This window comes from Chlorobaculum sp. 24CR, from assembly GCF_004118635.1.
In the GTDB taxonomy this organism is placed as follows: Bacteria; Bacteroidota; Chlorobiia; order Chlorobiales; family Chlorobiaceae; genus Chlorobaculum.
On the sequence record NZ_SDGU01000051.1, the window covers coordinates 1 to 10886 of the forward strand.

The following is a 10886-nucleotide window of genomic DNA, read 5'->3' on the forward strand; positions in this document are numbered from 1 at the left end:
AGATACATTATGACTTTTATGAATATATGTGCTCAATTATTACACTTTTATCTTTAACGAAGCAGAGCTTCGGGGAATATATCCCATAGAGATTCAGGAGGGTTTCAACCCGACGGATATTCTGAACTTTTACATTCACATTGCCCCGGTTTTCAAACCGGGGAACTTGAGAAGAGCAATCGCCGCCAAGGAAAGATATTGGGCTAAAGCCCTGATTTATTTTGTTTTATCCGCATACCCCGGACTGAAGTCCGGGGCAATTGCTTAAGAGTTTTAATGACCGGAGTAAGAACGATGACACACCGCATCATCCATTCAATTGCCGTCGCCATCGACTGCTCGCCGCACAGCAAGGCCTCGCTCGAAGCCGCTGCCGAAATGGCCGCGCGGCTGAAGGCGGAGCTGATCGGCATCTTCGTCGAAGACATCAACCTGTTGCACATGGCGGGCCTGCCCTTCGCCGAGGAGGTGCGGCTTTACAGCGCGACCACCGAAAAGCTCGACACCGAGCAACTCGAACGGATGCTCAGGGTTCAGGCGCAACAGGCAAGCGAGCTCTTGCAGCGCACCGCCGAAGCGCGGATGCTCCGCCACACCTTCCGCGTGCTGCGGGGCATGGTGCCGGAGCAGCTCATGCTGGCCGCGCCCGAAGCGGACATGCTCGTGCTTGGCCGAAGCGGACGCTCGCCGTCGTGCCGCAAGGGCCTCGGCTCGACGGCCCGCACGGCGCTCCACGAGTGCAAGATGAACGTGATGCTGATGCGCCCCGGCGTCACCGCCGCCGAAGGCCCGCTCCTGGTTCTCTGCGACGGCTCGGAAGCCTCGAAACGCGCCCTCCGGACGGCGCTCGAAATCGCCGGGCCGAAAAGCACGCTCCACCTGCTCGTCACCGATCCCGCCCCGGAAGCCATCGAGCGCTGCAAACAGGAGACGGTTGCGATGCTGAAGGGGCGAACCATCGAAGCGGAATACTACCACATCCCCTTCGCCGACGGCAAACAGCTCGCCAGCTTCATCCGCATGATCGACTCCGGCCTCGTCGTCATCGGCGAAGGCATGAACCTCCCCGCCGAGACCCTCCGCGAACTGATCGACAACATCGACTACCCGGTGCTGGTGGTGAGGGGGGAGTGAATGATGAATTATGAGTTATGAATTGAAGAGGAACACCATGAAATGTCAAGAAACTCCCTCTTCTCTTACATTGTCCACTTCGTCCGCTGCCTTTCCCTTGGCCCCGTTCGGGCGCACGCCATGCGCCCGCGCCAGATTGACGCTCCAGCAAAAAAGACTTCAGGGACACAAGGGACAGCAAGGACAACAAAACGAAGGCAGGGGAAATGCCGTGTGGAAACACAAACCACACCGCACCTCTTCAATTCATAACTCATAACTCATCATTCATCATTCGCGCGAAGCGCGATTCCTGCCATCAAAATTCCCGCTGACACCGAGGCGTTGAGGGATTCGACGGCGGGGCGGGTTCCGGCGTGGGGGATCAGCAACCGGCGGTCGGCGAGGGCGAGCACTTCCGGGCTGATGCCGTTGGCTTCGTTGCCGATGACGAGCACCCGGCGGGCGGGCCAAGCCGGGAAATCGCGATAGTCCTTGCCGTCGAGCGCCGAGGCCCCCACCGTGAAGCCGTCGGCCTGCAAGCGCCGCAGCGTTTTGGCGAGGTCGGGAGTGGTGTCGAGGCGGAGCGCGAAGATGCTGCCCGCGCTCGACCTGACCGCCTTGGCGCTGAAGGGATCGGCTGTGCCGCGTCCGCAGATCACCGCCTGTGCGCCAAACCAGGCCGCCGTGCGGATGATCGTGCCGACGTTGCCCGGATCCTGCACGTCATCGAGCGACACCACGAACGAGCGGGCGGATGCGGGTCGGAACTCGCCCGTCTCCGGCTTGCGGAACGCCGCGCACACCCCCTGCGGCGAGGTGGTCTGGGCGAGCCGCCTGAACTCCTCCGGCCCGGCAAGCCACGCCTTTCCGGCGAAACGCTCCAGCCCATCGAGCTGGCCCGCCGCCTTTTCGTCGAGCACGAGCGCGAACAGCATCGACGGATCGGGCAGGCTCCGCAGCAGCTCCGTCACCGTGCGCAACCCCTCGGCCAGAAACAGCCCCTCGCTGTCGCGATGCTTCTTCTGCCCCAGCCGCGCGAGCCGCCCAAGCATCGCCTTGCTCAACGGCGGAAAGGAGTCGCTCCTCATCGCCCGCCGGTCGAGCGGTTGAAGCGATTCATCACCGCCTTCGGGTCGTGCACGAAATCGGTCGGCGGGGTTGACGGCATGGCCGAAAGCCCCTCGGCGTCGAGTCCCACCGAAAAGCCTTCGCTGTCGTTGGCCTCCTCATCGACGCAGGTATCGGGATCGCTCATGCAACGTTTGATGTAGTCGTCGAACGACTCCTTGTCGATTGAGAGCGACAGGGCTGGCGCTTCGTCGCTTCTCGACGCGCTTTCGACCGACACCAGCTCGACGACGACGGAGAGCGCTCGCGCTCGCGTCACGCCGCCCATACCGGCTTTTCGCGCCATCGACGAAAAGGCGGAGTCGTCCATCGCCTCGATGGTTTCACGCAGGGCGGCAATTCCACCGGCCATTCCCGCGTAGGCCCTGACGGCGGACTTCAGCGCTTCGTCATCAAGCAACGGTTCTGCCGGAGCGCTCGACGCCGGGGATACTGACGCTTTTGCGGACTTTGGTTTACGCACGCCGCGACCGAGGAACTCGTCGTCGATCTCGTAATCATCGAGAAGATTGCCCACCAGCCCGTCGCGCCTGGCTCGCGCGCGCCGCTCCGAGACGCTCTCGACCACCTCGCGCCGCCCCTCCGACAACGTACGCAAAGCGAACAGCAAGCCGACGAGACCCGCGTAGAGCGAAAGGAACAGAAGCATCGTCCGGGCGTCCAGCCCCGCGAGCAGGGCGAGAGTTTCGGCAGCGACGAGGGCGACGGAGAGACCGGCAAGCAGACCGGCGGCAAGGCGTTGGTTCATATCGTCAAATCAGATGTTATATTTTGACCACCAAAGTAACGAATAATTCCCTTTTCGCCCCGCCATGCACCGCCCCAAACCTGAACTGATTTCGCCCGCTGGCGACTGGACTTCGATGCGGGCCGCGCTCGACGCCGGGGCGGATGCCATCTATTTCGGGGCCGAGGGGTTCAACATGCGGGCGGCGAGCAAGGGCTTTTCGCCGGGCGAGTTCGGCGGCATCGCGCGGCTCTGCCGAAAGCACGGCGCGAAGGGGTACCTCGCGCTGAACTCGGTGATCTACGACTCGGAACTCGCCGAGGTTGACCGCACGATTGCCGCCGCCAGAGCCGCCGGACTCGACGCGGTGATCTGCTGGGACATGGCGGTCGTCGAGGCGTGCCGCCGTCACCGGATGCCGATCCACCTCTCGACGCAGGCCTCGGTGAGCAACATCGAGGCGCTCCGCTTCTACGCTTCGCTCGGTGCGCGGATGATCGTGCTCGCCCGCGAACTGACGCTGGAGCAGACGGCGGCGATCACGGAGCGCATCGCGGCTGAAAAGCTGCCGGTCACGGTCGAAAGCTTCGTGCATGGCGCGATGTGCGTGGCGGTCTCCGGGCGCTGCTTCATTTCGCAGGAGCTGTTCGGGCGCTCGGCCAATCGCGGCGAGTGCGTGCAGCCCTGCCGCCGTTCGTACCGCATCGCCGACGTCGAGGAGGGGTTCGAGCTGGAACTTGGCGCGGACTACGTGATGAGTCCGAAAGACCTCTGCGCCATCGGTTTTCTCGACCAGCTCTTCGACGCGGGCATCGGCGCCTTCAAGATCGAGGGGCGCAACCGCAGCCCGGAGTACGTCGCCACCACCACCGCCGCTTACCGCAAAGCGATCGACTTCATCGCCGCGCATCGGGAGGACGAGGAGTTCGCCGAGGCGTACCGAACGCTTGCCGCCGGACTCGAAGAGGAGCTGAAAAAAGTTTACAATCGCGGCTTCTCCGAAGGCTTCTTCTTCGGCAAACCGGCGGATGCGTGGTCGCGAACGTCGGGATCGGTGGCGACCGAAACGAAAAGCTACGTCGGCATCGTTCGCAAATACTTCCCGAAAGCGGGCGTGGCCGAAATTCTCGTGCACGCGCCCGGAGTCGATTCCGGCGCAACGCTCTCGATTCAGGGAGCCGCGACGGGCCTCGTCACCGTCGAACAAGCGGCGCTCTTTCTTGACGGCGAGCCTGCAAGCCGGATCGAGCAGGGACAGCTCTTTTCGGTCAAATGCGACCGGGTCCGCAAAAACGACAAAGTGTATGTTTTGTTAAAAAATTAACAAGTCATCTACTCCCCTTTTTCCTCTTTTGCGTATCTTTGTAGTGATGTTGCCAGCCAGCCTGGCAGCTCGTCACCAACGGGCGCATTGCCCAAACCGGAGACAGCGAATGATCTATAAAGTCATCTCCAAAAACGAATTCCGCGCTTTCGTCGATGCCCTCGTCCGGGCGAACACCTCCTACGGGCCGCGCCAGGTCGATACGGGCCGCAACGGCGAACCGGTCTATCAGTTCATGCCGGTCTCATCGGCAAGCGAAATCGCCTTCGACTACACCGTCACCACCTCCTCGGCCAAACATCTCATCATGCCGTTCCGCGAGGAGCTGTCGAAGTTCCGCTTCCGCGATGGCGACTGGGATCAGGAGGTGCGCTACGACGCGCCGCCGATCGTGCTCTTCGGCCTGCGCCCGTGCGACATCAACGCCATCAACATCCTCGACGAGGTGATGCTCAACGGGCCGTATCCGTCGCCCTACTACCTGGCGCGGCGCAAGAACACCTTCATCGTCGGCATGGATCACTTGCCACTGCCGGACTGCTTCTGCCGCTCGATGAACCGGCACACCGTGAGCCGGGGCTTCAACCTCTTCGCCTCGGATATCGGCGAGAGCTACTTCCTGTCGATCAACTCCTCGAAAGCCTACAACTTCCTCAAGGAGTTCGAGACCACCGAGCCGACCGAAGAGGACGACTGCAAGCTCATCGAACGGCGCAAGCTCATCAAGCAGAGCTTCAAAACCAACGTCGAAGTGACCGGCCTGCCGATGTTCCTCGACCTGGAGTTCGACTCGCCGATCTGGGAGAAGTGGGGAAACAAGTGCCTGAACTGCGGCTCCTGCGCGATGGTCTGCCCGACCTGCTACTGCTACAACGTCGAGGAGCGCGTCGCGACCGGCCTCGAAAGCTCCAGTCGGCAGAGGCGGCTCTATTCGTGCAATCTGATCGACTTCGCCGAAGTGAGCGGCGGGCACAACTTCCGCCCGAAGAACGGCGACCGGCTCAAGTACCGCTACTACCACCATTATCGCGGTTTCGCCATCAACGACAACCAGCAGATCTGCGTTGGCTGCAACCGCTGCGGACGCACCTGCCTGGCCAGCATCAACCCAAAGGAGGTCATCAACGACCTCAGACTGGAAAAAGAATCATGCATGACCTGCGTTTCACCATCCCCGCAGAGGAGCTGAACCGCGAGCCGTTCACCCGCGCGAGTCCCGATTTCAGCAAGAAGTCGGCGCTCATGGTGACCGACCGTGGCTACAAGTGCCGCATCACCAACATCGTGCCGCTCTCCGAGCACGAGCGGCTTTTTCAGCTCCGCATCGTCGATCCGCGCGAGCGCGAGCTGTTCGCCTTCCGGCCCGGCCAGTTCCTGATGCTCGAAGTTCCGGGCTACGGCGAAGCGCCGATTTCGATTTCGAGCGCCACGAGCCACCGCGAGTTCATCGAGCTGTGCATCCGCAAGGCGGGCCACGTCACCTCGGCGCTGTACGAAGCGCGCCCCGGAGCCTTCGTGGCCGTTCGCGGGCCGTTCGGCACCTCGTTCCCGATGGAGGCGATGCAGGAGCACGACGTGCTGCTCATCGCCGGCGGCCTCGGCATCGCCCCGCTTCGCGCGCCGCTCTTCTGGATCAACGACCACCGCGACCACTACCGCAACGTCAGTTTTCTGTATGGCGCCAAGGAGGCGTCGCAGATGCTCTTCGCCTACCAGTTCGAGGAGTGGAAAACCGTCAGCCACATCGATCTGCGCACCATCGTTGAAAAGCCGGACGAGAAGTGGACGGGCCGCACGGGGATGATTACCTCGCTGTTCGAGGAGATCACGATCGACACGAAAAACACCTGGGCAATCGTCTGCGGGCCGCCGGTGATGTTCAAGTCCGTCTGCACCCATCTCGACAAGCTCGGCATTCCGATGAACCGGATGTTCGTGTCGCTCGAACGCAGGATGCACTGCGGCATGGGCAAGTGCTGCCGCTGCATGGTCGGCTCGACCTTCACCTGCCTCGACGGCCCGGTGTTCGACTACTGGAGCGTCATGAACCTCAAGGAAGCGATTTAAGGAGTGCGTATGAACCACCTCGGATTCGACACCGAAAAGCTGAAAATCGGCTCCTTCGACTTCACCTGCTGCGAAGGGTGCCAGCTCCAGCTCGCCAACCATGAATCGACCCTGCCGGAGTTCCTCGCGCTGCTCGACATCAGGAACTTCCGCGAAATCTCCTCGGAGCGGCTCGACGATTCCGACATCGCCCTCGTCGAAGGGAGCATCACGCGAAGCGACGAGGTCGAGCGGCTGAAGGCGATCCGCGCCCAGGCCAAGGTGCTCGTCGCCTACGGAACCTGCGCCTGCTTCGGGGGCATGAATGCGCAGAAGAACAAGTTCCCGAAAGAGGAGTGCATCCGCACGGTCTATGGCGACAAACAGATCGACACGATGCCGGAAGCCCACAAAATCAGCGACTTCGTGCAGGTTGACTACTCGATTCCCGGCTGCCCGGTCTCCAAGGAGGAGGTCGAGCGCATCGTGGTGAGCATCGCCACCCGCTCGCCCATCGCGCTGCCGAAGTACCCGGTGTGCGTCGAGTGCAAGCAGCGGCTCAACACCTGCCTGTTCGACCTCGGCGAGGTGTGCCTCGGCCCGATTTCACGCGCGGGTTGCGACGCGGTCTGCCCCTCCGGCAAGACGGTCTGCCTCGGCTGCCGCGGCCCGGCGGACGACATCAACTACGCTTCGTTCACGGAGCTGGTGCGCGACAAGGGACTCAGCACGGAGGAGATGAGGGAAAAGCTCGCATTTTACAACGGTTTCACAGAGTATCTGAACCATGAAGGTTGATTTCAACATCGACATCCACCATCTGCCACGGGTCGAAGGCCACGGCGATATTCGCATTTCGGTCAGGGACGGCAAGCTCGCCGAAGCGAAGTGGGCGGTCGTCGAGACGCCGCGTTTCTTTGAAATGATGGTCAAGGGGATGAGCGCCGAGCGGGCGCCATTCCTCACCTCGCGCATCTGCGGCATCTGCTCGATCAGCCACACGCTGGCCAGCATCCGCTCGCTCGAACGGGCCATGCAGATCACGCCGCCCGAAACGGCGCGCATCATCCGCCTGCTCGCCATGCACGGCGAAACGCTGCAAAGCCACGCGCTGCACCTCTTTTTCCTCGCCGCACCGGATTTTGCGAGCACACCGAGCGTTGTGCCGCTGCTGCACTCTCACCCGGAGGTGGTCGAGGCGGGTCTCTTGCTCAAGGAGCTGGGAAACGAACTGAGCATCGCCACCTGCGGACGCGCCACGCATCCCGTCAGCCTTGTGCTCGGCGGCGTCAGCAAAGCGCCGTCGAAGCCGCGCCTCGCCGAAATCCGGCAGATGATCGCCGACCGCCGACCGATGCTCGACCGCGCCACCGAGTTCTTCATGACGCTCCGGGTCCCCGACTTCGTGCGCGAAACCGAGTTCATCTCCCTCTGCGACGGCGAGAGCTACCCCTTCATCGGCGGCGACCTCGTTTCGACTGACGGCGTGGTGCGCGACGAGAACGACTATCTGCTGATGACCAACGAATACACGGTCGATTTCTCGACCTCGAAGTTCACGAAGGTCAGCCGCGAATCCTCCGCCGCCGGAGCGCTGGCGCGGTTCAACAACAACTACGACCAGCTCCATCCGCGAGCCAAAGAGGCGGCGGCAGCCTTCGGCCTCCAGCCGGTCTGCCACAACCCCTTCATGAACAACATCGCCCAGCTCGTCGAATGCCACCACATCGTCGCCAGCGCCGAAGCGATCATCGACCAACTGCTCGACGACGACACGGGCGACTTCCGCGCCGACTACAAGCCAAAAGCCGGAGCCTCCACCGGAGCCGTCGAAGCGCCGAGAGGAGTGCTCTACCACCACATGGAGACAAGCGACGAGGGCAAAGTGGTCAAAGCCGACTGCATCATTCCGACCACGCAGAACAACGCCAACATCCACCACGACCTCCACGCCCTCGCCACGCAAGCACTGGCCGAAGGCAAGGGGGAGAAAGAGGTTGAAAAACTCTGCGAAATGCTGGTACGGTCGTATGACCCGTGCATTTCATGCTCGGTGCATTGAGTCAGTCAAGATACAATGACGGATATTCGTCATCGCGAGGCCCGACCTGTCGGGACGCGGCGATCTATCTTTAACGGCCTTCACTGATTCCGCATGGCTTGCCGCGCCGCTTTGCGGCTCGCAATGACGAAAAAAAACATTGCTATGAAATCAGAACCCACAAGCACGCCCTCGTCATCGCGAGGCCCGACTTGTCGGGTCGTGGCGATCCATCTTTAACGGCCTTCACTGATTCCGCATGGATTGCCGCGTCGCTATGCTCCTCGCAATGACGGGTGATTCAGGAATGTTTGCCATTGACAGAACAATAGCGGTCTGACGATTTTCCTATGATCGACGCCATTGCAAAAGCCGGGAATTGCCCGGTTTTTCGCGTTTCTGGGGGTGGGGAAAAATGGAAATCCTGCGGCAAATTCCCGCCAATTGTTTGCTATGCGGTACAAGTTATTTACATTCATATAAATGTGTTAGCTGAAGTACAAGGTAGATTCACCTTTTCCCCACAGCAAATGCCTCACGCAAGCACTTACATACAGAACGCACCTCTCGAATTTGCGGGTGAAAAGCCGCTGGTGTCAGGCGTTCGCCGGAGATGTGGTTGGTGGGTTGTCTCGGATTTGGACGGGGGGTTTGGAGCCAATCAAGTTTGGAGAAAATTAAAAGCTACTTTGATGATGAATAAACGTGACTTTGTTGCGCTTATTTGTTCGTTGAGGGAAGTAAAAAGCGGTAGAGTACCGTGGATAAACAAGTTATGTCTGATGCTAAGAGAACCATTCACAGGCCAAAAAATGACAAATATTTGATTATGAGTGATGATTACAAAGACGAATTTTTACTGAGGCTTCAAAAAAGTTTGATATATAATTTTCTTAAAGATAAATGCTGTGATAAGGATAATGAAGTAATTGCTCTAATTGATAGCGCGGTTTCTTATGCGTTTCAGAGAACTAAGACTATCATTAAACACATGGGAGAATTTACACTACATGATGGAGACCATTTGTTTAGAGTCTTGAGCTTGATGGAAAAATTGCTTTCAGGAAATACAATTAAAAACTTATCATCACCAGAGTTAATGTTGTTAATTCTTGGTGCATTTTTTCATGATATAGGTATGTCCCCTGATGAGAAAAATGTTTTAGCATGGAAGAAAGTTTGGAATAAAAGCCCAGAATATGAAAATGAAGAAGAACAAAAAACTTGCAATGAATTTAAAAGATTTTATACAGCAAGGCCTGATCAGCATGAGATAATTACTCGATTAATTGAACAAGGTAAAAATTCAAATGCTGATACTTTAAAATCCTATTTGATCACAGATTTTATTCGACAAACACATGCAGAAAGGGCACGTGAAATTATTGACAGAGATTGGAATGGTAAAATTGTGTTTCGAGATACAGACCTTACTGTGGAGCTTGCTCAGATTTGTTTTAGTCATAATGAAGATGCTTTATCTCTTTTAGATCTTGATAAGAATTTGTTGTGCTGCACTTCTAATTATGCATGTCTTCCGCTGATTGGTGTAATACTAAGATTGTCTGATATTTTAGACTTTGATGCGAAAAGAACTCCGCCAATATTATTTTCACATCTTTATGTAAGGCATCCCGTTTCACTTAGTGAATGGAGTAAGCATCGAGCCGTTGAGGCTTGGGAGATAAGTCCTGATCTGATCCAATTTAATGCAAAATGTAAGCATCCTGCAATCGAAGCGTCAATACATTCTTTTTGTGATTTGATAGATCATGAGTTAAGTGTCTGCAATAATATTTCATCAGCTCTGAATGAATTCAATAAAGGCTGTGGTAGAGATATAATGCTTAAGTTTCCTTTTAAAGTAAATCGCGAAAAAATAAGAACAGAAACTGATATTAAAAATAAACCAAAATACATTTATCGTGATACTCAGTTTAATCTTAGTAAAAAACAAGTTATAGACTTATTAATGGGGACTAAGCTTTATGGGAATCCGGATGTTGCTTTAAGAGAGTTATTGCAAAATTCTATTGACGCTTGTCTTTTAAGAGAAGCACAAGAAAAAAAATGGGGGATTAGTTATCAGCCTGAAATTACGGTAAAATATTATGTCGAGTCTGATGAGATTATACTTGAAGTAAGTGACAATGGGACAGGAATGGACCAATACATAATTGATAATTACTATTCAAAAGTAGGCTCTTCCTTTTATAAGTCGACAGATTTTTACAACTTAAAATCTGAAACAAACGCTGACTTTACTCCAACATCAAGGTTTGGGATAGGGATACTTTCATGTTTTATGGTAGCAGATACATTAATGGTTGACACTAAAAGAGTATTGGCACCATATAAGTCAAGCGAATCACTGAGCATTACAGTTGAAGGACAGGAAAGCATATTTTGGAATAAAGGATCCTCGAAGCAGAGCTTCGAGGTATTTAGAAGAGTTGGAGCTGCTGTGAATGCAACTTTTTATACTCAATTTCTCGACCTTGACT

The 10886-nt window shown here is 56.7% G+C and carries 10 protein-coding genes; 8 read left to right on the top strand and 2 right to left on the bottom strand.

Annotated features, from left to right (window positions below; translation table 11 throughout):
• Window positions 1-294: 294 nt before the first annotated feature.
• On the top strand, window positions 295-1134 hold the full coding sequence (locus EST62_RS09520; RefSeq protein ID WP_129051859.1) for a universal stress protein: 840 nt from the start codon (window positions 295-297) through the stop codon (window positions 1132-1134).
• Window positions 1135-1397: 263 nt separating this feature from the next.
• Here EST62_RS09520 and EST62_RS09525 read toward each other — a convergent pair whose 3' ends face one another.
• On the bottom strand, window positions 1398-2204 hold the full coding sequence (locus tag EST62_RS09525) for an RNA methyltransferase (protein WP_129051860.1): 807 nt from the start codon (window positions 2202-2204) through the stop codon (window positions 1398-1400).
• Window positions 2201-2992, bottom strand: coding sequence for a hypothetical protein (locus EST62_RS09530; RefSeq protein ID WP_129051861.1), 792 nt, complete (start codon window positions 2990-2992; stop codon window positions 2201-2203). The genes EST62_RS09525 and EST62_RS09530 overlap by 4 nt, the downstream gene beginning before the upstream one ends.
• Before the next feature lie 64 nt (window positions 2993-3056).
• On the opposite strand from EST62_RS09530, the gene EST62_RS09535 reads away from it, so the two are divergent.
• The 7 genes from EST62_RS09535 to EST62_RS09565 all read left to right on the top strand — a co-directional run.
• The gene (locus EST62_RS09535; protein ID WP_129051862.1) at window positions 3057-4295 is read left to right on the top strand and encodes a peptidase U32 family protein; all 1239 of its coding nucleotides are present in this window, start codon (window positions 3057-3059) and stop codon (window positions 4293-4295) included.
• A 109-nt stretch (window positions 4296-4404) separates the two neighbouring features.
• Window positions 4405-5484 (top strand): 4Fe-4S dicluster domain-containing protein, encoded by a 1080-nt coding sequence (locus EST62_RS09540; protein WP_129051863.1) that lies wholly within the window; start codon window positions 4405-4407, stop codon window positions 5482-5484.
• Between the two features lie 53 nt (window positions 5485-5537).
• A complete protein-coding gene (locus EST62_RS09545; RefSeq protein ID WP_129051866.1) occupies window positions 5538-6362 on the top strand; it encodes an FAD/NAD(P)-binding protein in 825 nt (274 codons plus the stop codon).
• A 9-nt stretch (window positions 6363-6371) separates the two neighbouring features.
• Window positions 6372-7139: an NADH:ubiquinone oxidoreductase gene (locus EST62_RS09550; protein WP_129051864.1), complete on the top strand. Its 768-nt coding sequence runs from the start codon at window positions 6372-6374 to the stop codon at window positions 7137-7139.
• Window positions 7129-8403, top strand: a complete 1275-nt coding sequence (locus EST62_RS09555; protein ID WP_129051865.1) for a Ni/Fe hydrogenase subunit alpha — start codon at window positions 7129-7131, stop codon at window positions 8401-8403. The genes EST62_RS09550 and EST62_RS09555 overlap by 11 nt, the downstream gene beginning before the upstream one ends.
• Before the next feature lie 329 nt (window positions 8404-8732).
• The gene (locus EST62_RS13515) at window positions 8733-9209 is read left to right on the top strand and encodes a hypothetical protein (protein ID WP_167599283.1); all 477 of its coding nucleotides are present in this window, start codon (window positions 8733-8735) and stop codon (window positions 9207-9209) included.
• Window positions 9143-10886: ATP-binding protein (locus EST62_RS09565; RefSeq protein WP_209019431.1), on the top strand; the 1744-nt coding region annotated here is incomplete at its 3' end. The genes EST62_RS13515 and EST62_RS09565, both read left to right, overlap by 67 nt.

Coding starts and splice junctions, on each gene's coding strand:
- EST62_RS09520 (WP_129051859.1), top strand. CDS start 295: ATGACACACCGCATCATCCATTCAATTGCCGTCGCCATCGACTGCTCG.
- EST62_RS09525 (WP_129051860.1), bottom strand. CDS start 2,204: ATGAGGAGCGACTCCTTTCCGCCGTTGAGCAAGGCGATGCTTGGGCGG.
- EST62_RS09530 (WP_129051861.1), bottom strand. CDS start 2,992: ATGAACCAACGCCTTGCCGCCGGTCTGCTTGCCGGTCTCTCCGTCGCC.
- EST62_RS09535 (WP_129051862.1), top strand. CDS start 3,057: ATGCACCGCCCCAAACCTGAACTGATTTCGCCCGCTGGCGACTGGACT.
- EST62_RS09540 (WP_129051863.1), top strand. CDS start 4,405: ATGATCTATAAAGTCATCTCCAAAAACGAATTCCGCGCTTTCGTCGAT.
- EST62_RS09545 (WP_129051866.1), top strand. CDS start 5,538: ATGGTGACCGACCGTGGCTACAAGTGCCGCATCACCAACATCGTGCCG.
- EST62_RS09550 (WP_129051864.1), top strand. CDS start 6,372: ATGAACCACCTCGGATTCGACACCGAAAAGCTGAAAATCGGCTCCTTC.
- EST62_RS09555 (WP_129051865.1), top strand. CDS start 7,129: ATGAAGGTTGATTTCAACATCGACATCCACCATCTGCCACGGGTCGAA.
- EST62_RS13515 (WP_167599283.1), top strand. CDS start 8,733: ATGATCGACGCCATTGCAAAAGCCGGGAATTGCCCGGTTTTTCGCGTT.